The organism is Clostridium amylolyticum, from assembly GCF_900142075.1.
Classification (GTDB): domain Bacteria; phylum Bacillota; class Clostridia; order Clostridiales; family Clostridiaceae; genus Clostridium_AA; species Clostridium_AA amylolyticum.
Genome location: NZ_FQZO01000003.1, coordinates 276,958 through 301,644 on the forward strand (window position 1 = coordinate 276,958; position 24,687 = coordinate 301,644).

General features: G+C 32.4%; 22 protein-coding genes. All 22 read left to right on the forward strand.

Translation table 11 applies throughout. The annotated features are described in order from the left end of the window. The first annotated feature begins 431 nt into the window (after nucleotides 1–431). The 22 genes from BUA82_RS08550 to BUA82_RS08655 all read left to right on the forward strand — a co-directional run bounded on the left by BUA82_RS08550 (nucleotide 432) and on the right by BUA82_RS08655 (nucleotide 24,674). Complete coding sequence (locus tag BUA82_RS08550) at nucleotides 432–1,019, forward strand: TetR/AcrR family transcriptional regulator (RefSeq protein ID WP_073006634.1); 588 nt, start codon at nucleotides 432–434, stop codon at nucleotides 1,017–1,019. Between the two features lie 253 nt (nucleotides 1,020–1,272). After that, nucleotides 1,273–2,616, forward strand: a complete 1,344-nt coding sequence (locus BUA82_RS08555; RefSeq protein ID WP_073006636.1) for a radical SAM/SPASM domain-containing protein — start codon at nucleotides 1,273–1,275, stop codon at nucleotides 2,614–2,616. Nucleotides 2,617–2,928: 312 nt separating this feature from the next. Continuing rightward, complete coding sequence (locus tag BUA82_RS08560) at nucleotides 2,929–3,894, forward strand: AAA family ATPase (protein ID WP_073006638.1); 966 nt, start codon at nucleotides 2,929–2,931, stop codon at nucleotides 3,892–3,894. Between the two features lie 12 nt (nucleotides 3,895–3,906). Next, complete coding sequence (locus tag BUA82_RS08565; RefSeq protein ID WP_073006641.1) at nucleotides 3,907–5,028, forward strand: DUF58 domain-containing protein; 1,122 nt, start codon at nucleotides 3,907–3,909, stop codon at nucleotides 5,026–5,028. Nucleotide 5,029: 1 nt separating this feature from the next. Then, nucleotides 5,030–6,271, forward strand: a complete 1,242-nt coding sequence (locus BUA82_RS08570; RefSeq protein WP_073006643.1) for a hypothetical protein — start codon at nucleotides 5,030–5,032, stop codon at nucleotides 6,269–6,271. A gap of 195 nt (nucleotides 6,272–6,466) precedes the next feature. Next, nucleotides 6,467–7,045, forward strand: coding sequence for a hypothetical protein (locus tag BUA82_RS08575; RefSeq protein ID WP_073006645.1), 579 nt, complete (start codon nucleotides 6,467–6,469; stop codon nucleotides 7,043–7,045). 249 nt (nucleotides 7,046–7,294) lie between these two features. Next, the gene (locus BUA82_RS08580) at nucleotides 7,295–7,624 is read left to right on the forward strand and encodes a DUF6514 family protein (RefSeq protein WP_073006647.1); all 330 of its coding nucleotides are present in this window, start codon (nucleotides 7,295–7,297) and stop codon (nucleotides 7,622–7,624) included. 123 nt (nucleotides 7,625–7,747) lie between these two features. After that, nucleotides 7,748–8,119, forward strand: a complete 372-nt coding sequence (gene acpS / locus BUA82_RS08585) for a holo-ACP synthase (protein ID WP_073006649.1) — start codon at nucleotides 7,748–7,750, stop codon at nucleotides 8,117–8,119. A 1-nt stretch (nucleotide 8,120) separates the two neighbouring features. Then, nucleotides 8,121–9,620, forward strand: coding sequence for a bifunctional ADP-dependent NAD(P)H-hydrate dehydratase/NAD(P)H-hydrate epimerase (locus BUA82_RS08590; protein ID WP_073006652.1), 1,500 nt, complete (start codon nucleotides 8,121–8,123; stop codon nucleotides 9,618–9,620). A gap of 63 nt (nucleotides 9,621–9,683) precedes the next feature. Beyond that, on the forward strand, nucleotides 9,684–10,295 hold the full coding sequence (locus tag BUA82_RS08595; protein WP_083599854.1) for a germination lipoprotein GerS-related protein: 612 nt from the start codon (nucleotides 9,684–9,686) through the stop codon (nucleotides 10,293–10,295). A 33-nt stretch (nucleotides 10,296–10,328) separates the two neighbouring features. Next, nucleotides 10,329–11,489: an alanine racemase gene (gene alr, locus BUA82_RS08600; protein WP_073006654.1), complete on the forward strand. Its 1,161-nt coding sequence runs from the start codon at nucleotides 10,329–10,331 to the stop codon at nucleotides 11,487–11,489. Between the two features lie 107 nt (nucleotides 11,490–11,596). After that, entirely contained in the window at nucleotides 11,597–11,893 is a 297-nt protein-coding gene (locus BUA82_RS08605) for a hypothetical protein (protein WP_073006656.1), read from the forward strand. Continuing rightward, nucleotides 11,850–12,203, forward strand: a complete 354-nt coding sequence (locus tag BUA82_RS08610) for a type II toxin-antitoxin system PemK/MazF family toxin (RefSeq protein ID WP_073006658.1) — start codon at nucleotides 11,850–11,852, stop codon at nucleotides 12,201–12,203. The genes BUA82_RS08605 and BUA82_RS08610 overlap by 44 nt, the downstream gene beginning before the upstream one ends. Nucleotides 12,204–12,521: 318 nt before the next feature. Then, complete coding sequence (locus BUA82_RS08615; RefSeq protein WP_073006661.1) at nucleotides 12,522–13,367, forward strand: YitT family protein; 846 nt, start codon at nucleotides 12,522–12,524, stop codon at nucleotides 13,365–13,367. A gap of 23 nt (nucleotides 13,368–13,390) precedes the next feature. Continuing rightward, nucleotides 13,391–14,236 carry a YitT family protein gene (locus BUA82_RS08620; protein WP_073006663.1) on the forward strand — a complete coding sequence of 282 codons (846 nt, stop codon included), beginning with the start codon at nucleotides 13,391–13,393 and terminating at the stop codon, nucleotides 14,234–14,236. 280 nt (nucleotides 14,237–14,516) lie between these two features. Further along, entirely contained in the window at nucleotides 14,517–15,203 is a 687-nt protein-coding gene (ftsE, locus tag BUA82_RS08625; RefSeq protein WP_073006665.1) for a cell division ATP-binding protein FtsE, read from the forward strand. Next, on the forward strand, nucleotides 15,193–16,083 hold the full coding sequence (ftsX, locus tag BUA82_RS08630) for a permease-like cell division protein FtsX (RefSeq protein WP_073006667.1): 891 nt from the start codon (nucleotides 15,193–15,195) through the stop codon (nucleotides 16,081–16,083). Before ftsE ends, ftsX begins: the two co-directional genes overlap by 11 nt. A 144-nt stretch (nucleotides 16,084–16,227) precedes the next feature. Further along, the gene (locus tag BUA82_RS08635; RefSeq protein ID WP_073006670.1) at nucleotides 16,228–17,481 is read left to right on the forward strand and encodes a S41 family peptidase; all 1,254 of its coding nucleotides are present in this window, start codon (nucleotides 16,228–16,230) and stop codon (nucleotides 17,479–17,481) included. Between the two features lie 14 nt (nucleotides 17,482–17,495). Beyond that, nucleotides 17,496–18,773 (forward strand): PDZ domain-containing protein, encoded by a 1,278-nt coding sequence (locus BUA82_RS08640; protein ID WP_073006672.1) that lies wholly within the window; start codon nucleotides 17,496–17,498, stop codon nucleotides 18,771–18,773. 277 nt (nucleotides 18,774–19,050) lie between these two features. Next, nucleotides 19,051–21,054: an excinuclease ABC subunit UvrB gene (uvrB, locus tag BUA82_RS08645; RefSeq protein WP_073006674.1), complete on the forward strand. Its 2,004-nt coding sequence runs from the start codon at nucleotides 19,051–19,053 to the stop codon at nucleotides 21,052–21,054. 34 nt (nucleotides 21,055–21,088) lie between these two features. Beyond that, nucleotides 21,089–23,914 (forward strand): excinuclease ABC subunit UvrA, encoded by a 2,826-nt coding sequence (gene uvrA / locus BUA82_RS08650; protein ID WP_073006676.1) that lies wholly within the window; start codon nucleotides 21,089–21,091, stop codon nucleotides 23,912–23,914. A 316-nt stretch (nucleotides 23,915–24,230) separates the two neighbouring features. Next, the gene (locus tag BUA82_RS08655) at nucleotides 24,231–24,674 is read left to right on the forward strand and encodes an FHA domain-containing protein (protein WP_073006678.1); all 444 of its coding nucleotides are present in this window, start codon (nucleotides 24,231–24,233) and stop codon (nucleotides 24,672–24,674) included. Nucleotides 24,675–24,687: the final 13 nt, after the last annotated feature.

Here is a 24,687-nt window from a genome sequence, read left to right on the forward strand (position 1 = left end):
GCCTGTAAAATGCTGCATATTTTGTATTGATTTATTATATATTTTTGCTATAATGTAATAAGGGTATGAGAACGTATACAGTTCCTTTCAATTGTGGTAGGGTGAGAAGAGAGATAAAAATAGCAGCTGGCTAAAAGCACAGCTGCTATTTTTATCTCTCTAATTTAGAATTTAGAATTGAGAATGTAGGAGGAAACTCACAGAGTTTCTTAGAATGTATGATTTTATTAAACTCCTAGGGAAGTTTAATAAAATTTTTTTAGAAATAGAAATCCATCAGGGATTTCTATTTTTACTATATTGTAAATTTTTTCTGGGGCTTTTCCAGAAAAAATTATCCTTCATTCTAAAATTTAAATTCTAAATTTCCTTTATTGACTGGTAGTTAGTCAATGAGTTATAATCATATTAATATAAATGGAGATGATTACATGAGAATAACTAAGGCACCGGATGAGCGTAAGGCTGAAATTATTGAAGTTGCAAAGGAATTGTTTCTTAATAAGGGAATAGATAAGAGTTCTGTTAATGAAATTGTTAGGAATGTTGGAGTAGCTCAAGGCTTGTTTTATTACTATTTTAAAACCAAACAAGAAGTGGTAGAAGCTGTTATAGATGATTTAATACAAGATATGATAATAGATACAAAAAGTATTTTACAAGATCCACTTATAGATTTTTATGAAAAAATTAGAAAGTTTATCAGGACATTTTTTTCATTGGTTTTAAATGATAAAGGTGCCTTTACCACTGACTTCCATCTTCCAAAAAATAAAGAGTTAAGACAAGATGCCATGAACAAAGCAATAAAGCTAATAAGTCCATATATGGTAGATGTAGTAGAGAATGGGGTAAAAGAAGGAAAAGCTAAGGTTAAATATCCTAGATCTACAGTTATAATGCTTTTTTATGGAATATGCACTATGACTCATGAAGAAGAACTTACGGAGGAAGTTATATTATCCATGGTGGAGCAGTCTTTAGGTATTAAGCATGGAATGCTTACCTCTAGCATATAATAAATAAATGTGAAAAATTTATGGCGATAAACCTTAAAGGGATATCGCCTTTAAAAAAAGCTAATAGTGTGCTTTAAAAATTTTTTATCCCTCACTGACTTACAGTCAGTCAATATTTTGATTAATCATGTTTGAGCTATGACCCTTATTCTTAGTTCTTTTCCCCGAATCTTAGCCTGCATCAGAGTATTGAACAAGGATCATGTTCATATATAACCCAATACATAAGGTTTACTTTTGAGGAGGTAATAATATGAAAAAAACAAAATATCTTATTGAGTCTGCCATTTTAAAACAAGGATTAAGCTATATAAGAAACAATCCAGAAAAAAATTTGATTAAAATTTTAAACTGGGTGGAAAAGCTGGACAAAGATAAGCTTTATGCTGCTTCTTATAAAGGTGTTCGAGAAGCCTTGGAGGGCCCTGAAAATATTTGGAACAAATATATAATGGATATAGTAACAGGATTAGATAAAAAAGTTTTAGAAAAGTTATTTGTTAATTTTGTTTTAAATTCTGGAGTTCTGGGTACAGCCTTGAGAGAAGAAAATAAAATAAAGTATGATTGTAACATTCCGTGGGCAATATTAATGGATCCAACCTCTGCCTGTAATTTAAAATGCACAGGCTGCTGGGCAGCTGAATATGATAAGAGTGCCTCCATGGATATAGAATTGTTAGATAGCATTATAAGCCAAGGCAAGGAACTAGGAACTTATTTTTATATATACTCTGGAGGAGAGCCGCTGGTTAGAAGAGATGATATCATTAAATTGTGCAAAAAGCACGATGACTGTATATTCCTTTCCTTTACCAATGGTACTTTAATCGATGAAGAATTTGCAGATAAGATAAAAGAGGTGGCAAATTTCATACCAGCTATAAGCATTGAAGGCTTTGAAGATACTACAGATTTAAGAAGAGGTAATGGAACCTATGCAAAAGCTGTACATGCTATGGATATATTAAAGTCTAGAGGATTACCTTTTGGATTCTCCACCTGCTATCATAATAAAAATGTGGAAACAGTGGGGTCGGAAGAATATATAGACTTTATGCTGGAAAAGGGAGCCAGGTTTGGATGGTTCTTTACCTATATGCCAGTGGGGCATGGAGCAGTACTAGATTTATTAACCACTCCAGAACAAAGGGAATTTATGTATCATAGGATAAGAGAATTTAGAAGCACAAAGCCATTATTTACATTAGACTTCTGGAATGATGGAGATTACGTGGATGGATGTATAGCTGGAGGAAGAAACTATCTCCATATTAATGCCAACGGAGATGTAGAACCATGTGCCTTTATACATTATTCTAATGTAAACATAAAGGACGTTACACTATTAGAAGCTCTCCATTCACCAATATTTATGGAATATAAAAAGAATCAGCCCTTTAACCATAATCACTATAGACCATGCCCTTTGCTAGATAACCCACACAAATTAAGCATGATGGTGCATAATTCAGGAGCTAAATCCACAGAAATGCTCCATCCAGAAGATGTGGATGAACTAACAGCAAAATGCAAAGATATTTCAGAAAAATGGGCAGTAAACGCGGAGAAACTTTGGGAGGAAAAAAACTCCTAGCGGAGTTTTTTTCCAATTTAGAATTGAGAATTTAGAATGAAGGAGGAAACTCACAGAGTTTCTTAGAATTTATGATTTTATTAAACTCCCATGGGAGTTTAATAATTTTTTTTGATAAGGAGAAATCCCTGATGGATTTCTCCTTATATACGTTTGTAAATTTTTTCTGATGCTTTTCCAGAAAAAATTATCCTTCATTCTAAATTTTAAATTCTAAATTTTAAATTAAAAAACTCCTTCATTTTAAATTCTAAATTTTCAATCAAATATGCTATAATAGACTTATTTACTAAATATGTAAGAGGTGGGGCTATGGAATTAAATAAATTTGTTGAGTTTAGGGAAAAGGTTCAAGGTAATGTTGGAAAGGTGATTATAGGTAAAGAGGATAAGATCGACAAGATAATAGCGGCTTTTATTTGTGGTGGTCATGTTCTTTTGGAGGATGTTCCTGGGCTGGGTAAGACTAAACTTGCTAAAAGCTTAGCTAAGAGTTTAAATCTTTCTTTTAAAAGAGTTCAGTTTACACCGGATTTGTTGCCTTCTGATTTAACAGGTATTTATTTTTATAATCAAAAAAATGGGGAGTTTGAGTTTAGGCAAGGACCTATTTTAAGTAACATACTTTTAGCTGATGAAATAAATAGAGCTACTCCAAGAACACAATCTGCCTTGTTAGAATGTATGGAAGAAAGACAAGTCACTGTGGAAGGGAACACAGTAAAGTTACCCATGCCGTTTTTTGTTATAGCCACTCAAAATCCTGTGGAGCAATTTGGCACATTTCCTCTTCCAGAGGCACAGCTAGATAGATTTTTTATAAAGATTTCCTTAGGATATCCAGAATATAAAGAAGAAAAAGATATTTTAGATAGGTTTATGAAGGAAGATCCTTTAGTAAATTTAGAAGAAGTACTAAAGGAAGAAGATATTCATTATGTTATGAATAATGTAGTGCAGGTAGAAGTTAAGGATAAAATTAAGAATTACATATTAGATATTGTTAGGGCCACTAGAAATAATGAGCTTATAGAAATGGGAGCATCTCCTAGAGCATCTTTAAGCCTTATGAAGGGTGCACAGGCCCTAGCTGCTATAAAAGGACGAGATTACGTGTTACCAGAAGATATTAAAAGTATGGCAGTGGAAGTGCTTAGCCATAGAATAATATTAAAAAATCAAAGTTATGGTTCAGATAACTTTTCAGCTCCCAAAATAATTGAAGATATACTAACCAAAGTGAATGTACCTCTAGAAAGTATGGATTCCACATACTGATGAGGTGAAGCTATGAAAAATTATATTATCTTTATATTGCTGTTAATAGGGGCTTATACAGTAGCGGTATATTACAGGAAAATTGCATTTAGAAGTCTTATGGCTAAAAGGTCCTTAAGTAAAAATAAATTATTTCCTGGGGAAGTATTTAAAATAAGTATACATTTAGAAAATAGAAAGTCCATTCCAGTTTCATTTTTAAATGTAGAGGAATTAATGCCCAGAGAGGTGCAAAAAAAGTTTACTAACTTTAGTGAAAATAGAGGAGAGTTAGTAAGCTATAATGAAAATTATGCTATTGGAGCCAGGGAAAGAGTTAAGAGGAGTTATGAGGCTTTCATAAATAAAAGAGGAGTGTATTTCCTGAGAAATATAGACATATCCATTGTAGACTTCTTAGGGATAAATAAAGAAGTTAAACAAGTAGAAGATTTTCTTGAAATAGTAGTATACCCTAAATTAAAGTCTTTCAGCCAAAAGGATATTGCCAGCAACTCTATTTTAGGAGATTTAACCGTTAAAAGGTGGATATACAAAGACCCGATATTTGTTAAAGGTATAAGAGAATATACCAGCAGCGATAGAATGAAGGATATACATTGGAATTCTAGTTTAAAGGGCGGAAGGATGATGGTAAAAGATTACGATTACACCTCGGATAAGGAAGCGGTTTTAGTTATAAACGTTCAATTCACAAGACCTTTTTGGAACGGAATCCGGGATGAATATGTAAATAAAAGCTGTGAAATTGCAGCTTCCTTAGCGGAAAGCTTTTTAAACCAAGGGGTTGCAGTTGGGGTATGGAGCAATGCCCATATAATTTCCCATAATGGAGATTTGATGGACAAGATATTACCCTCTTTAAATAATATGAATAATATATTAGAGTTTTGTGGAAGGATTGACAACACCCCAAGACATGACTTTTATGACTATTTTAAAGAAAACATTAAGTTTTTAAATACCAATGCGGTGTATGTTATCATTACAGGATACCTACCTGAAGATGTTCAAGATATTTTAAAGACATCTGCTAGAAGAGGTTATACCATAAAACTTATAGATATATCAAAAAATAATGCTATCCCAGAATTGCCAGGCATAGAAAAGTTAAATGTTAGGGAGGAATTTTAAAATGAGGTCATATAAACTATTAAGGCTTCTTTATGGACTTCATTTAAGTATTTTCACTTATATACTCTTTAGTATATTTTATGTTTCTGTATTGTTCGTGGAGCTGGATTATAAAGTATTCCTTATGTGCATTTTATCTGTTTACATGTTTATGTATATGGGGACAAAAACCATAAAGAAAAAGAAATTAATACTGGCCGTGCCTATGTTAATAAGTTTAGTACTAACCTTTTTACTTTACAAAAATCATTGGTTTCTATACTATTTGCCTAATTTAATTACATTAATACTTTTATCATATAAGGATTTAGAAAATATATCTCCGGATTATTTAAAGTATAATATGAAAAAAGAGATTTTTGCTATGCTCTGTGCTGGTATAATACTTGTGTTTTTAAATGAGAGCTATACTTCCTATATTTTAAGATTTTACATTTTTTACTTTATAATAGGTATATGGATGTTGCGTAGTTCAAGAAGATTTCAGTACAGGATAAATAGTAGAAAATCCATGGTCCATGATGTAATACTAATGGTTTCTATTTTGTTACTTTCTATGGATTTTTTTTATAAGACATTAGTAAAGGGTGTTAAATTAATATATGAAGCCATGACATATGTGTTTGAAAAAGCTTTGTATCTGTTTTTATACCTTATCAAAGGAGGCATAGATTGGATATTCTATAAGGTTAACCTTTCTAGTAAAGAGCTAAATGCAGAAGCTATGAAAGATAATAGCAAGGATTTTGAATTTAAGGAAACCTTGATTCAATCCCATCCTTTTATAGCTTTAGTAGTTAAAATCTTATTTTTATTATTTATTATATTTATAATCTATAAAGCCTTTAAGAATTTCAGGATATCCAGATTACCTCATATAGAAGGGGTAGAAGAACAGCGGGAAAAGATATTAAAGGAAGAGATAAAGAAAAGGAGAACTTTCAAAATCAAAGACTTTATTAAGAATCTGACTTCTCCCAAGGAACCTAGAGCTAAAGTTTTTTATTATTTTAAAAAGATGCAGATATATGGAGCACAAAAAAGTGTTTATAGGATATATATGACTGCATCCCAATTTATGAAGATATTAAAAGCCAAAGGCAACTTAGCAGAAATGGATGCAAAAGCTATAAGTGATATATATAATAAGGCAAAGTACTCTTCTCATGAAATTAATGAGGATCAAGGTTATTTTATAGAAGAATCTTATAAAAATATTAAGAAAAACTATAAAGATGAATAAAAGATATTCCTTCTGCAGATAATACTAATTGAATTTCTCCGATAGCTAACCTCGCCAATATCCCCTCTTCTTTAAGTGGTGGGATTGGGGCGGTTAGTTCCTGGATAAGTTCTTCTAAGCTTCAGCTGGAGTAAGTATTCCTCTTAAGCAAACTCCATCTGAAGCTAAGAATCACTTGATAGCAGGAGGAATATTATGCGAAATAAAGGTTTTATGAAAAAAGTATACAAAGACTTTGGTGAATTTGTGGCGGTAGCTGTAGTTCGCGAATTAGATTTCTTTATATTGGAAGCAAAATATACCTCAAGTTTTAACTATAATGTTAAAAAGATTATGGATGATTTAAAGCAGGAAGGTAAGGAACAAGTGAGTTTTTGTGTAATATTTAATACACAAGGAGAAATTGCCATTATAGATGGTTTTCTAGTAGGAAATCATATAGCAAAAGTTTACAAGGAAAAATTAGAAAATTACTATAAAGGTAAGAGCTTGAATTCAATAATAAGAGCTACCATCAATAGTCAGGAAAAAGTTCAGAGAGATTTTGCACTATTAAACTACAAAATTATTTACGAAACTTTGCATGAAATATATAGCAATATAACCTACAAGAAAGAAATCTCCTTGAGCTTAAAAAAGTGGTATGGAATACCTGATTTGGACACTTCTGATATAGGAGTTATTTTGCTTGCTTTATTAATACTGGAGGATATATTTAGATATATAGGAATAAAAATGAATAATTATGGTGATATTGTTAATAACTTCAAGTAAATTCATACAACAAATACCATATTTTTTCGACAAAAAAATTATGATAACAGGAATAATATACCAAATGTTTCTATTATAGCCCTGGACGATGCATTTTATTAGGATGAAGCTGTCAAATTAAAAAGATAAGTTTTTGAAAACCTTTACTGATTTCGACATAAATTTTGCAAAGTAAGTGCTAATATAAGTTACATAAATATGACCTAGAATTTGTGCTCAAAATTAATTATTTTTTGAGGGGGAAAAAACATGAGGGTTGTTAAGAATTTAGTAAAAACCATGCAGGAAGAACAGAAGAGGTCAGTATATTATTACAGAGTGGTTAAAGGGGTAAGAATGGGAGTCCAGGCTTTTGGAATTGAAATCGAAAGATTAGACATGGAAGGTGAAGACATAATTAATATTGAAAGAAATAGTGTGGAGTGTATAAGTCCTCAACCGCATAAGGTTTATGATTTGCTTAATATTTTATACAATAATTTAGTATCACCATTGCATCTTGTAGATATTATTGGTGAATATGTAGATTTATATATAGTAGATTTTGATAATGATTTTCAGTGTATAGCTACCAACTAAATATAAAAAATTAGTTTTTATTAATCCTGTCTTTTATTAAAAGGCAGGATTTTAAATTTGATTTACTTAATAAGATAATTTAATGTATTATTTAAATTATAATCATTAAAAGTAGGTGTTACTGTGATAATTGGAATTGGAACGGATATAATTGAGATAGAGAGAATAAAAAGTGCAATATTAAATACAAAGGGCTTTAGTGAAAAGACCTTCACCCTGCATGAAAGAAATAGTATAAAGGGTATAAATGCATACCAAAGCTTTGCAGGTTATTTTGCAGCTAAAGAAGCCTTTAGTAAGGCACTAGGAACAGGTTTTAGAGGATTTACCTTGCAGGATGTGGAGGTTTATAAAGATGATTTAGGGAAGCCCAATATTAGAATCTTTGGTAAGGCTAAAGAGAAGTGTAATGAAATAAGAGTTATAAATATACATGTTTCAATTTCTCACAATAAACAAAATGCTGTGGCATTTGTAGTTTTGGAGGGTGAATAAAATGAAAATAGGAACTGCAGAAATACTAAGAAATATGGATAATTATTGTATTGAAGAATTAAAGATACCTGGTATAGTGCTTATGGAAAATGCTGCTTTGCAGGTAGTTAAACATCTTCAAACTGATATTGATAATAAATATTGTTTGGTTTGTGGCTGTGGAAATAATGGTGGGGATGGATTTGCCATAGCCAGGCATTTAAAAGCCCTTGATAAGGGTGTGGAAGTTTTTTTAATAGGTAACAGCAGTAAATTATCATCAGATAGTAGAGTTAACTATGAAATACTCAAGAACATGGGGATAAAAATTCAAAAGATATCTAATGTGGAGGATTTTACCATATTAAGAGATTCCCTTCAACACAGTGATATAATAATAGATAGTGTTTTAGGCACTGGGCTTACTAGAAATATAGATGAACTATATGATTCTGTTATATCTATAATTAATGAAAACAGCAAGTATATAGTATCTGTAGATATACCCTCTGGTATGGATAGCAGCACGGGAGAAATAAAAGGAAATGCTATAAAGGCTCACAAAACAGTAACCTTTGAACTATATAAAAGAGGGTTTATTAACTATAAAAGTCATAAGCACACAGGAGAAATAGTAGTAGAATCTATAGGAGTGCCTAAAAATGTAATAAACTTATATCATAAAAAAGAATTTTTAACTACCCAGGAAGATGTTAGGAAGATAATACCTAAACGTGACAAGTTTTCTCATAAAGGAAGCTTTGGCAGAGTTTTGGTTATTGCAGGCAGTGAGGGATATACTGGAGCTGCATATATAACCACGGAATCCGCTGTAAGAAGTGGGGCTGGTTTGGTAACTTTAGCATGTAATAAGAAAATTCAACATATCCTAGCAGCTAAGTTTGTAGAAGCTATGACTTTTGGTTATGACCATGTGAATGAGTTACTGGATGCTGTGAAAAAAGCTGATGTAATTGCTTTAGGACCAGGATTAGGAAGTAATGGTGAAACCTTAGATATAATAAAATTTGTATTAGACAATGGGAAGGGAACCCTAGTAATAGATGCAGATGGTATTAATGTTTTATCTGAGAATTTAGATGTAATAAAAGATAGCAATTTACCCATAATACTTACTCCACATCCAGGGGAGATGGCAAGGCTTACAGATTTAGGTATAGAATATATAAATGAAAATCGTATGGATGTAGCTAAAAACTTTGCCAAAGAAAACTCAGTGATAATAGTATTAAAGGGATATAATACCATAATAACAGATGGTGAAAAGGTATATGTAAACCCTACAGGAAATAGCACTATGGCTTCAGGAGGCATGGGGGATTGTTTAACAGGAATAATAGCATCTTTGGTGGCACAGGGCTGTGAAGCCTTAGAAGCTTCCTGTGCATCCGTGTATATTCATGGATTTGCAGGAGATAAGCTAAGTAAAAACATGCATAATGTAAATGCTGAACATATAATAGAAGAGCTTCCTTTTACCATAAAAGAACTAGAAATTTAAAGAATAAAACTCGTCTATAAAGAATAATAGTATTAAGGGCAGCATTATTATGGGTGAGGGAGATTGAAAAAGAAGTTAGTTATTGTAGCTTTAGTATTTTTAGTGGTTATAGCGGTTATTTTTTCTATATTTTATAAAAGAAGAATTGATACACCACAGGAGTATGTTGATTATCTTCGTTTTATTCAATGTTATAGTACAGATGTAAATTACTTTGTAACTAATGATAAAGGTCAATTTCAAGAAAAAGCAAAAATTTTTTATGATGCTAAAAAAGGATATAGGTTAGAACTGGGCAATGAAAGGGTTCACATTTATAAAGATGATGAAATCTTAGTAAAAGACATAAACAATGATAAAACCTATAAATTGAAAAGAGATTTTGATGAATTTTATAAATGGGCTTTTCTTAGAGATTTTATTGAGTTAATATATACAAATGAAGAAGTAAAAATTTATTCTAAAAATAAAGAAGGAAAAAATTGCCTTTTTATCGAATTATATATACCGGGAGGTAATAAAAATATTGATAAAGGTATTCTACAAGTGAATACTGAAACAAAAGCCCCGGAAAAAATAAGTATATTAGACTTTAAAGGTAATCTTAAAGCAGAAATTATCTACTCCAACTTTAAATTTGAAAAAGAAATGGATGCAGATTTATTTAAATTTTAAACGTAGAAGCTTGATAAGCAAGGGGGATAAAAAATGTTTAAGAGCATACGACCTGTGTGGGCTGAGATAAGCTTGGATAATCTTGCACATAACATGAGAGAAATAAGAAGAGTGGCAAAGAGTAAAGATATAATGGCAATAATAAAAGCAGACGCCTATGGGCATGGTGCTATGGATGTAGCTCCAGTTCTTTTAGAAAATGGTGCTACGAGTTTAGGGGTAGCGGTTATAACTGAAGCCATAGAACTTAGAAAGGCTGGTATTAAGGCTCCTTTGATGATTCTAGGATACACCCCATTAACCTTTTCAAAAGAAATAATAAAATATGATATTCAGCAAACGGTTTTTACTTTTGAATATGCTAAAGCTCTCTCCAATGAAGCACAAAAGCTTGGAATTACTGCAAAGATTCATATAGGATTGGATACGGGTATGGGAAGGATAGGATTTCTTCCCAATGAGGAAAGTGTTAATGAAGTTTATGCTATAAGCAAGCTTCCTAACATAGAAATAGTTGGATTGTTTTCTCATTTTTCCAGTGCTGATGAAGAAGATAAAGATTATACCTATGAACAATTAGATAAATTTAATAATTTTTACCATGAGCTGACTAAAAAAGGAGTAAAACCTAAAATTCGTCATATAGCTAACAGTGCAGCTATTATAGATTTGCCGGAAACCCATTTTGAAGCAGTAAGGCCAGGATTAATATTATTTGGCTATTACCCTTCAGAGGAGATACATAAAGAAAAAATACATTTAAAACCTGTATTGACTCTTAAAACTGATGTTGTACATGTTAAAACCATGGAGAAAGACATGTATATCAGCTATGGCAGAAAATATAAGACTGAAAAAGAAAGTATCATAGCCACCCTGCCTATTGGCTATGCTGATGGTTATACTAGACTTTTATTTGATAAAGCAAAGGTGATAATTAATGGCAAGCTTGCCCCAATAGTAGGAAGAATATGTATGGATCAATGTATGGTGGACGTTACAGACATAGGAGAAGTAAAGGTAGGAGACGAAGTTATACTCATAGGTCAGCAGGGTAATGTAAAGTTTGATGCAGATGACATAGCAGAACTATTAGGAACTATAAATTATGAAATTATATGTATGATAGGAAAAAGAGTTCCTAGAGTATACATTAAAGATGGAAAAATAATTAAAGTAAGAAACTACATGTAGTAAGCTAAACATAATGACAAAACCTTTGACATTATGACATCTATTGCACTATAATTTTAGTGTACATATCGCTCCAACTGCGAAAACATAGGAGGTAAGGTGGAATTATGTCATATTCAAAGGAAATAATTACCTATTTATCTACAACTTCAAGAAAATATAAAAAAAACAATCAATTAAATGGGGATTCTTTAATATTATGTATTGAGGATAAAAATAAAACTGAATATGTAGAGCAGTTACAAAAAGGTTATGAAGAAATGGCTTCTATAAATTTAAAGTACTGTGAAATGGGCTGTTTCTTTGAACTGGATGAATCAATAGAATATGAGGCGTGGATTTCGGAGAGTGATATGTCTGATGACGACGATGATAGTGAAAAGAGGAGATATATTTTATGCTGATCTAAGCCCGGTAATAGGATCGGAGCAAGGCGGCATTAGGCCTGTAATAATAATACAAAATGACATAGGGAATAAGTATAGCCCTACGGTAATTGTTGCTGCTATAACTTCCCAGATTAACAAGGCAAAACTTCCAACTCATGTTGAAATTTCTTCAGAAGAATACGGACTTAATAAAGATTCTGTAGTACTTTTGGAGCAAGTACGCACTCTAGATAAAAAAAGATTAAAAGAAAAGATTGGCCACATGACAGACAGTGATATGGAAAAAGTAGATAAATCACTTCTAATAAGTATAGGATTATATTAAAAATCGCTTCGGCGATTTTTTTTTGCATTCATGATAATACTTAGAATACAATTTACGAAGAGGTATAGAATAAGGTATAATAGAATTTAGAATTAACAATTTAGAATTGAGAATGAAGGAAAGTTTTTCTGGAAAAGAGCCAGAAAAACTGAGGAATTGTATGCTGAAATAAAAATTTTAGAAAAATTTTTATTTCAGTTTTTGAGAAAACAGCAAGTTTAAATTATATCTTTTTATAAATTTTGAGAAATTCCGCCAGGAATTCCCTCCTTCATTCTCAATTCTAAATTCTAAATTGTCAATTACTTTGGAGGTCTTATGAAAGTTAAAGTTAAAGAGTACATATTTATTACTATAGGTTTTATTTTTGTGGCTTTTGGAGTGGAGTATTTTTTTATGCCTAATAATCTGGCCACGGGGGGGATTACGGGGCTTTCTTTGGTGATAAATCATTATGTGCCTATGCTTTCCACTGGAGGCATAATGATTATAACAAATATAATTTTATTTTCAGTGGGATTTTTATTTTTAGGTAGTGGATTTGGAGCAAAGACATTATATGCAAGCTTTGGTCTTGCTGCAGCTATGTGGTTTATTGAAAGATTTTTTAAACCCTTTGCCCTTACTGAAGATTTAATGCTAGCCTCTATAATAGGAACATTAATCTTGGGCACAGGGCTTGCTATTGTTTTTAGTCAAAACGCTTCCACAGGAGGCACGGATATCATCGCTAAGATTTTAAATAAATTTTTTGGCATTAATATGGGAAGATCTATGCAGACGGTGGATTTCTTTGTAGTTATAACAGGAGCCATTACTTTTGGACTTAATCGAGGGTTATATGCAGTGCTTTGTGTACTTTTAAATGGAATGGTGATAAATAGGGTTATTTCAGGTTTTAATTCTTGTAAAGAAGTTATGATAATGAGTTCTAACACCGATGAAATTAAAAGGTATATCACTACAGATATGGATAGAGGATGTACTATTTTAAATGGAGAGGGTGGGTATACTGGATCTGTTACAAGGGTTATATATTGCGTTATGGATACTAGAGAGCTTATACGACTTAAAAGATATATAAGGCAAATAGATGCTAAGGCCTTTGTAACGGTAAATGAAGCCCATGAGGTTATGGGGGAAGGTTTTAATAATATATCATAAAAATATATAGTGTGAGGTAGAATATGAAGAAGGTAATAAAAGATTATTTCATAATAACCATAGGTATCATTTTAGTAGCTTTAAGCGTAGAATATTTCTTCATACCTAATAATTTAGCAGCTGGGGGAGTAACTGGTTTTGCTATAGTTATAAATTATTACTTTCCTTTTATGGAAACAGGTATATTAGTAATAATTATGAATGTCATATTATTTGTTGTTGCCTTTATTTTTATAGGGGGTAACTTTGGAGCAAAAACCATATATGCCTCCTTTGGTTTATCAGTAGGGCTATGGTTTATTGAAAAGTTTATGAACCCTATGGCTGTAACAAGAGACTTAATGTTAGCTGCTATATTTGGAACCCTTATATCTTCTATAGGTATGGCCATGGTTTTTAATGCCAATGCTTCTACCGGAGGCACTGATATTTTAGCTAAAATATTAAATAAATTTTTTGATTTAGATATTGGTAAATCTCTTTTGGCTGTAGACTTTATAGTTACTTTATTAGCAACTATAACCTTTGGTGTAGATGTAGGGCTTTATTCTTTGCTTTCTGTAATGATTAATGGATTTACTATAGACAGGATAATCGATGGATTTAATTCTGTAAAAGAGATAATTATAATAAGTTCTAACTGGGAAGTGATATCTAATTACATTATTAAAAACCTTGAGAGGGGGTGTACTATTTTTGATGGTAAGGGTGGATTTACCCAAAAGGATACAAAAATGGTATACACAGTACTAGGTAGATCACAGTTTATAAAGCTTAAAAACTTTATAAAAGAAAATGATCCTAAAGCCTTTATAACCATTAGTGAAGCTTATGATGTCTTAGGAGAAGGTTTTAATGATCTTCATTAATACGTCAATAATTTTTCCATTTTAAGATGAATTAAATTGTGAATAGTTAATTAAATTTTATTGAATTAAATATTAATAATCTGTAAAAAATATCATTATAAGACAGATTCAGATACAAGAAATAGAATCTGTCTTAAATTATTCCAATTAATGCGACAAATATTGTAAAAATAAAATGATAATTGACAATTATTAAATTTTACACCTGTGCGTATTATGTTATAATATGTTTGTATAAAATGCGATAAATACCATGTGAATTTTAGTGAGGGGTGTACAGATGATTGAGTTCAAGAATGTAAGTAAAATTTATAATAATAACGTTCATGCTTTAAAGAACGTTAACGTGCAAATTGAACGCGGAGAGTTCGTGTTTCTAGTAGGACCAAGTGGTGCAGGTAAATCTACCTTCATAAAAATGCTTCTTAAGGAAATAGAACCTACTTCAGGCAATATCAATAATAATGGGGTAGATCTTGCTACAATTAAAAGAGCTCAAATTCCATACTACAGAAGAAAAGTAGGAATGGTCTTCCAAGATTTTAGACTTATTGCAAATCTTAGCGTTTATGAAAATGTAGCTTTTGCTATGAGGGTGGTAGGGGCATCCTCAAGAGAAATGAGAAAGAGAGTTCCTACTGTGCTTTCATTAGTAGGTCTTTCAGAAAAATATAAGGCTTTTCCTAATGAATTATCTGGAGGAGAGCAACAGAGAGTATCACTAGCTAGAGCTATAGTGAACAATCCTTCATTACTTATAGCTGACGAACCTACAGGAAATCTTGACCCTGAAACTGCCAAAGAGATAATGGAGCTTCTTGATGATATTAACAAAGCTGGTACTACTATTCTTATGGCTACTCACGCCAAAGATATTGTTGATATGATGAAGAAGAGAGTTATAGCCATAGAAAAAGGAACTATAACCAGGGATGAAAAGAGAGGGAGATACGAATATGAGGATTAGTACCATAAAATATTTTATTCAAGATGCATTTAGAAGTTTATGGAGAAATAGAACTATCAGCTTAGCTTCAATAGCTACAGTGGCAGCTACTATATTTATATTTGGTGTGTTTATGTTAACTGGACTTAACATAGGAAAAGGGGTTAAAGATGTTGAGTCCAATGTTGAAATTAGAGTATATATAAATGAAGATATCAGCATTAACGATAAAAATGCTTTAGAATCTCAGCTTAAAGCTGAACCAGGGGTAAAAGATGTAGTATTTGAAAGTAAAGAGCAGGCCTTCGAAAATTTCAAAAAGTCGTTAAAGGATAAAGCAAGTCTTTTAAGTGGATATGATGTAAAAAGCAATCCTATGCCCATTTCTTTTATAGTTAAACTTAAGGATCCTAAATATGCTGAAGAAATTGCAGCAAAGTATGAAAAGGCACCAGGAGTTGATGAAATAGGAAAGGATCAAGAATTGATAAATCAGATTTCTTCCTTTGCCAATGGTGTAAAGTGGGTAGGAGTTGCAATATTTATAGTGCTTATAGCAGTTTCATTATTCTTAATTGCCAATACCATTAAGATCACTGTATTCTCTAGAAGGAGAGAAGTGGGAATAATGAAATTTGTAGGTGCTACAGATTGGTTTATAAGATGGCCCTTTGTCATTGAAGGAATGGTTATAGGTATTATAGGTGCTGTGATTTCCACAGTGGTTTTATACTTTGCCTATAGGTATGTATTTATGAACGTTTCAGCTTCAATGCTTATCGCTCAATTACTTCCACCATCCTACGTATATACAACTATGCTGTGGGAATTTATGCTATCAGGTATATTAATCGGTACAGTGGGTAGTATAGTATCCTTAAGAAAATTCCTAGTTGTATAATTAGAAGAATAGACATATACTTTATAGATAAGAATATAATAGAAATGTAAATCCTTAAAGGAATTTTCGTAAACAGCTGTATCAAATCCTGGATTTGGAACAGCTGTTTCCATTAGCACGTTGTATTAAGAAAGGGTGTCTTATATGAATGGGTTTGAATCTCAAGGGGACCTTAAAAGAAAAAGAGGAAGAGGTAAATGGATAGCATTGGTTGTAGTGCTTATACTCCTTACTGCAGTGGGTTCCTTTTATGCAGGTACAGTAGCAGCCTTCACCATCCCACGATTAAGTGGAGTGAATAGTAATTATAAAGGATTGGAAGATTATAAAAATGTAGAAGGTTTCAATAAGCTCTTCCAAATTAGAGAAGCTTTATACAAATATTATGATGGTCCTATTGACGATAATGTTTTGGTAGAAGGAGCTATTAAAGGTATGACTTCCTCCTTAAATGACCCCTATACAGTATTCATGAACAAAAAAGAGTTTTATGATTTCAGTGAAAAAAATGAAGGCGAATATGTGGGTTTAGGCATTCAAGTAGGTGTTAAAGATGATAAAATAACTGTAATTTTACCCTTTGAAGGGTCACCAGCAGATAAAGCTGGTATACTTCCAGGGGATGTTATTTTAAAAGTGAATGATACTGATGTTACAGGTAAAGATATAGATAAGGCAGTATCAATAATGAAGGGAAATGATAAGGTAGAAGTAAAACTTAGCCTTTTCCGAGAAAATAAAGGAAATTTTGATGTGGCGGTAAAAAGAGATACAATTAAATTGGTTACCGTAAAAGGCGAAATGATGGATAATAATATAGGTTATATATCCATAAGCATGTTTGACGAACATACCACAGATAATTTTAATAAAACCCTTAAAAACTTAAAGAGCAAAGGAATGAAAGCTCTTATATTAGATCTTAGAGATAATCCAGGTGGATTATTAAAATCCAGTGTGGAAATATCTTCAAACTTTATACCTAAAAACAAGGTTATAGTTTCTACCATAGATAAAAATAAAAAAGAAGAACGCCTTAATTCCTTAGGTGGAAATGCTCAAGGCCTTCCTTTGGTAGTTCTAATAAATGAGTATACTGCCAGCGCCTCAGAAATAGTTTCAGGAGCTATAAGAGATTATAAGGTAGGTACTTTGGTGGGCACTAAAACCTTTGGTAAAGGAGTTGTTCAGTCTGTTTTATCTGGATCAGATGGAACGGCACTGAAAGTTACTATATCAAAATATTATACCCCTAATGGTGAAAACATCCATCACACAGGTATAGCTCCAGATATTGAAGTAAAATATCCTGATGAATTGAGAGAAAAAATTTATAAACGTTCAGATGACCCTCAATTTAATAAAGCTCTGGAGGTAATTAAGGAAAAACTTAAATAGGAGGATCCTTCAGCATGAATGTAGCAATTTATACGTTAAGATCCGTTGCCTATGCAATAATAGACCCTTCATTGGTAATTGTTCTCATAATATTAGGGATTATCTTTTATAATCAAAACAGAAAAACTACTGTAATGCAGAAGATGATTATTGGGGAGAGGCTTCATTCTCCCCTAGAACTTACCTTGTCTCAATTGGTTATTGGAATTTTAGCAGGGACTATGGGAAGTTTAATATTTTCATATCTAGGAATAATGTTTCCTGAAAATTCAGGAATAGAATTTTTATTTTTAGTATCAATTCTTCTAATGCTATTTAAGCCTAGGTTTTTTTGTTTTGCTTATTCCGGTTCTATTTTAGCTGCAATAAGTCTTATAGTTTCATATGTATATAAATCCCAAGGAATGGCTGCGCCATTAAATATAGATATTGTTTCATTATTCACATTAATAGGTATTCTTCACATAATTGAAGGCATATTGGTTATGATAGATGGGGATAAAGGAGCCATACCTATATTTACTACCAGGGGAAACAAAATTATAGGCGGATTCGCCTTTAAAAGATATTGGGCTCTGCCCGTGGCTATTTTCATTATGTATGCTGATAGTTTATCTGCAGGGCTAATTAGTGTTAATACCCCGGACTGGTGGCCAATTTTAAAAAATACTAACACCATGGATTTAATAAAAAATGCCGTTTTAGCTATGATACCTTTTTATGGGGTGCTTGGCTATTCTAGTATAACCTTTACTAAAAATAAATCTATGAAAGCACTTTATTCGGGTATAGGCATTCTTATCTTTGGAGTTCTTCTTACAGCGGTAGCCCAACTAGGAAGGATAGGTATTATAGGAGAGGCTATAGTTATTGTCTTTTCCCCCTTGGCCCATGAATTAATGCTTTATATTCAAAAGAATTTTGAAGAAAAAGGAAATCCTAAATTTATAAGCGATGATGAAGGTATAATGGTTTTAGAGGTAGCACCTCAATCACCAGCCTACAAAGCAGGCATTAAAAGCGGTGATAAGCTCGTGGAGATAAACGGTATGGAAATCTTCAGCGAAGCATCGGTTTATGAAGTGCTAAAAGAAAACTTAAATCAAGTTATCTTTAAAATAAAGGATTATAAAGGCAATTTCAAAGAGCTTTCCCTTTCTAGAAAGGGCTCAGAAAGAATAGGTCTAGTACTAGTTCCAAGAAATCTGCCCAAAGAAAACCAAGTGGTTAAATTCGACAACAACAAGTTCCAAGACATGATTGAAAAGTTTAAAAATGAGAAAAAAGAGTAGGAAAACAATTTAGAATTGAGAATGAAGGAAAAAATTCCTGACGGAATTTTGGGAGAATATAATATTAAACTCTTGAGGAGTTTAAATGATTAAAGAAAGGAAACCTGAAGGGTTCCTTTCTTTGTTTTAAATAAATTTAAAATTTTTCTGATTCTTTTCATCAGAAAAATATCATTCATTTTAAATTCTAAATTTTTAATTATTTTGTTGTATAATTAAACCTTATAGATTAAAATAATATTATACGAAATACGAACAAATGTTTTGAGGTGATGATATGGATTTTAAAATAAAATCTTCTTTTAAACCCACAGGGGATCAGCCTCAGGCTGTGGATAGTTTGGTTAGTTCTATAAAAAATGGGGATAAATTTCAAACGCTTTTAGGGGTTACAGGCTCTGGAAAGACGTTTACCATGGCTAATATAATAGAAAAGCTTCAAAGACCTGCTTTGATTTTAGCTCATAATAAGACCTTAGCTGCACAGTTGTGTGCTGAGTTTAAAGACTTTTTCCCTAATAATATAGTGGAATATTTTGTTTCTTATTATGATTATTATCAGCCAGAAGCTTATGTTCCTCAAACTGATACCTATATTGAAAAAGATGCTTCTATTAATGATGAAATAGATAAGCTTAGGCACTCTGCTACCTCTGCTCTTTTAGAAAGAAGAGATGTTATTATAGTGGCTTCTGTGTCTTGTATTTATGGACTTGGTAATCCAGAAGAATATGCTAATTTAACACTATCTTTAAGACAAGGAATGATAAAAGATAGGGATGAGGTTATAAGAAAGCTTGTGGAAATACAATACGAGAGAAATGATATAGACTTTGCCAGAGGTACTTTTAGAGTGCGTGGTGATTCTTTAGATATAATTCCTGCTTCTTCTTCTAATAAAGGAATAAGGGTTGAATTCTTTGGGGATGAAGTAGATAGGATAAGAGAATTTGAGGTTTTAACGGGAAATATTATAGGAGAAAGACAGCATGTTAGCATATTCCCAGCTTCTCACTTTGCCACCTCTAGGGATAAACTTGAGATAGCAATTACAAAAATTGAAGAGGAGCTGGAAGATAGACTTAAAGATTTAATAGATAAAGGAAATGCCTTAGAAGCTCAAAGGCTTAGGCAAAGAACTAATTATGACATAGAAATGATGAGGGAAATGGGATATTGCAGCGGCATAGAGAATTATTCCAGAATTTTGGATGGAAGGGCTCCTGGCACTCCACCACAAACTCTCATAGACTACTTTCCTAAGGATTTCCTTATGTTTATAGATGAGAGCCATGTTACCTTACCTCAAGTTAGAGCGATGTATGCGGGGGACAGATCTAGAAAAGATTCTTTAGTAGAATACGGATTTAGACTACCTTCAGCCTATGATAATAGACCCTTGAAGTTTCCAGAATTTGAAGAGAAGCTTAACCAAGTGGTATTTGTAAGCGCCACACCTGCAGCCTATGAGCTTGAGCATTCTAAAAATGTAGCGGAACAAATAATAAGGCCTACTGGATTAATAGATCCTGAAATTATTATTAAGCCTATAAAAGGTCAAGTGGATGACTTATTTGGAGAAATAAATAAAACCACTGAGAAGGGATTTAGAACTCTAGTTACCACTTTAACTAAAAGAATGGCAGAGGATCTTACAAAATATTTTAAAGAGTTAGGTATTAAGACTACTTATATGCACTCTGATATTGACACCATAGAAAGAATGAAAATTATCAGAGATCTTAGAGTGGGAGAATTTGATGTATTAGTAGGTATAAACCTTTTAAGAGAAGGGTTAGATATTCCGGAAGTGGCTTTAGTGGCCATTTTGGATGCGGATAAGGAAGGCTTTTTAAGGTCTGAAACCTCACTTATTCAAACTATAGGGAGAGCGGCAAGAAACTCAGAAAGCAAGGTAATAATGTATGCTGATAATATTACTAATTCTATGAATAGAGCTATAAAAGAGACAGATAGAAGAAGAAGTATTCAGACTGAATATAATAAGGAACATGGTATTACACCAACTACCATTATTAAGGATGTAAGAGATATAATAGAAGCTACTAGAACAGCAGAATCAACAGAAGAATATAAGAGTAAGAGCAAGATTAAAACTATGGAAGACGCATTAAGAGAAGAAGCTGGGGCTTTTGATGAACTTATTAAGAAGTATGAAGACGAAATGATGGATGCATCTAAGAATCTTCAATTTGAAAGAGCAGCTCAGCTTAGAGATATAATATATGATTTAAAAAAGAAGAAAAAGAAAAGCAAATAGCAAACTAAACTACCCTGGAGGTTAATGGCAAGTTATGAAAGATAAAATTGTAATTAAAGGAGCTAAGGTTCATAATTTAAAAAATGTAGATTTAGAAATACCTAGAGATAAACTTGTGGTGTTCACGGGTTTATCTGGTTCAGGTAAATCTTCCTTAGCCTTTGACACCCTTTATGCTGAAGGACAGAGAAGATATGTAGAATCACTGTCAGCTTATGCTAGACAATTCTTAGGACAAATGGATAAGCCTGATGTGGAGTACATTGAAGGGTTATCTCCGGCTATTTCCATAGATCAAAAAACTACTAGCAAAAATCCACGATCTACTGTAGGTACTGTTACTGAAATATATGATTACCTTAGACTCTTATATGCAAGAGTTGGGGTGCCACATTGTCCTCAATGTGGGAAAGAAATAACTCAGCAGTCTGTAGATCAGATGGTGGATAAGGTGTTGGAGCTTAAAGAAAGAACTAAAATTCAAATATTAGCACCTATAATAAGAGGAAGAAAAGGTACTCATGAAAAGGTACTGGAAAATATAAAAAAGAATGGTTTTATTAGAGCTAGAATAGATGGGGAAATTTTAGATTTAACTGAAGAAGAAATAAAGCTTGAAAAGAATATTAAGCATACTATAGAAGCTGTTATTGATAGGCTTATAATACGTGAAGATATGAGAAGCAGACTTTCAGACTCTATAGAAACAGCACTTAAATTAGCGGAAGGATTAGTAGTGGTAAACATAATAGATGAAGGTGATATGTTATTCTCAGAAAAATTTGCTTGTGCAGATTGTGGAATTAGTATAGATGAGCTAGCCCCTAGGCTATTTTCCTTTAACTCTCCCTTTGGAAAATGTGATCATTGTGATGGCTTAGGAACCCTTCTTGAAATTGATGAAGACTTAGTTATACCAGATAAGAGCAAAAGCATTATGGAAGGAGCCATTGCTTCTTGGGGAGAAGGTAGATTAAAGGAAGACTCTTGGACCTATAGTATATTAAAGTCCTTAACTCAAAAATATGATTTTGACTTAAATACTCCTATAAAAGATTTACCTAAGAAAATAGTAAATATTCTTCTTTATGGAACAAAAGGAGAAAAGATAAAGGTTAAATATGATAGAGAATACTCCTCAGGAGAGTTCTATCATAATTTTGAGGGAGAGATTAATTCTCTTAAGAGAAGATATATGGAAACCAGTTCTGATGCAATAAAAGCTGATATAGGACAGTTTATGAGCGACAATCCATGCCCTAAATGCAAAGGGGCTAGATTAAAGCCAGAAGCTTTAGCAGTAACGGTGGGATCAAAAAATATCAATGAGTTTACAAGGCTTTCCATTGGTGAAGAGTTAAAGTATATAGATAGCATCCAATTCTCTGAAAAGAATCAGATAATAAGTGGACAGATAATAAAAGAAATCAAAAGCAGATTGAAATTTCTTATGGATGTAGGCCTGGACTACCTAGATTTAGCTAGAAATTCTGGTACTTTATCTGGAGGGGAATCTCAGAGAATAAGGTTAGCTACTCAAATTGGATCTAGCTTGATGGGAGTTCTATATATACTAGATGAGCCTAGTATTGGTCTACATCAAAGGGATAACGACAGGCTTATTGCTACTTTAAAGCATCTTAGAGATTTGGGAAATACCCTTATAGTAGTGGAACATGATGAAGATACCATGCGTGAAGCAGATTATATCGTAGATATAGGACCTGGTGCGGGAGAACATGGAGGAAAAGTGGTGGCAGCAGGACCCCTAGAGGATATTATGAAAGTGGAAGAATCCATAACTGCACAGTATCTTACAGGTAAGAAAAGCATTGAGGTACCTGAGGTTAGAAATAAGGGTAATGGTAACATCGTAACAATTAAAGGAGCTTCAGAAAACAATCTTAAAAATGTAAATGTAGATTTTCCTTTAGGAACTCTTACCTTGGTAACAGGGGTTTCTGGTTCGGGGAAAAGTACTTTGGTAAATGAAATATTATTTAAAGGATTAAATAAAGCTGTAAATAACTCTAGAAAGCTCCCAGGAAAGCATAAGGAGATTTTAGGTGCTGAGAATATCGACAAGATAATTGATATAGATCAAAGTCCTATAGGAAGAACTCCAAGATCTAATCCAGCAACCTATACGGGAACTTTCGATATAATAAGAGATCTTTTCTCCTCTACCCCTGAATCCAAAATGAGAGGTTACAAACCAGGAAGATTCAGCTTTAATGTTAAAGGCGGTAGATGCGAAGCCTGCAGTGGAGATGGAATAATAAAAATAGAGATGCAGTTTTTATCTGATGTATATGTTCCTTGTGAAGTTTGTAAGGGAAAAAGATATAACAGAGAGACCTTAGAAGTTAAATATAAAGGCAAGAATATAGATGATGTACTTAACATGACCGTAGAGGAAGCCTTAGAATTTTTTGAAAGTCTTCCTAGAATAAAAAATAAACTTCAGACTTTGCAAGATGTAGGCCTTGGATATATAAGATTAGGCCAACCTTCCACTCAGCTATCTGGAGGAGAAGCACAAAGGATAAAGCTAGCCTCTGAACTTTCAAAAAGAAGCACTGGCAAGACTTTATATATATTAGATGAACCAAGTACTGGACTTCATATAGATGATGTAAAAAGGCTTATATCCATACTTCAGAGATTGGTACAATCAGGTAATACCGTGGTGGTTATAGAACATAATCTTGATATTATTAAGTGTGCCGATTATATCATTGACCTGGGACCTGAGGGTGGAGATAAAGGTGGTACTATAGTGGCTACAGGTACACCTGAAGAGTTTTGTAAGAGTAAGAAGTCTTATACTGCACAATATTTGAAGAAGGTACTAAAATAGCTGTATAAATAACTTTTAGTGGCAACATAGAGCTAATTATTCTAGGATTAGTTTAGCTCTAAAAGTTTATAATTAATTTGTATAAAATTGTAAGGCATTGCTTTGGGGGAAAGAAGCTCCAAGGCAATGCTTTCCCATTGTTACTTTGACTTTTGTGTCTTTATTTATTATTCTTACGTATAGGTAAGTAGCTTAAATTATTTCACTTGGTATAATATTATAGTGTATAATCTAATTATGTTCTTAAATAATAATATAGATTATAGTAATATAATATGGAAATAATAATTTAATAATGGCTTATGGGGTGAAAAAAATGAATTTTATGAAATTAATGAGCTTTGTTTTTACCATAGTGTTTATAGTTATAATTTATTTTATAATCTTTTATGCGTTAAAAATTATGTATAAAGATGTTAAAACCGGTGGTAAAAGGAAAAGCAGTGATGCAAATTATAGTGAATTAGGTTTAGAAGTTTTAAATCCAGGAGACAATGAGAATCTTAAAAGAGGTTCGGTAGTGCCCATAAGAGGTGTTATATCCTTAGGGAGAAAAGAAGATAATACTATAGTTCTTACAGATCAATATATTTCTGGTTATCATGCTAAGATTTTTATCAAGAATAGAGATTGTATATTAGAAGATTTGGATAGTACTAATGGCACACTTCTTAATGGCAGTAGGATTTATGGGAGAGTGAAATTAGAAGAGGAAGATGAAATAACCATGGGTAGTCTAACCTTTAAGGTTATTGGATAATGGAGTTGATATT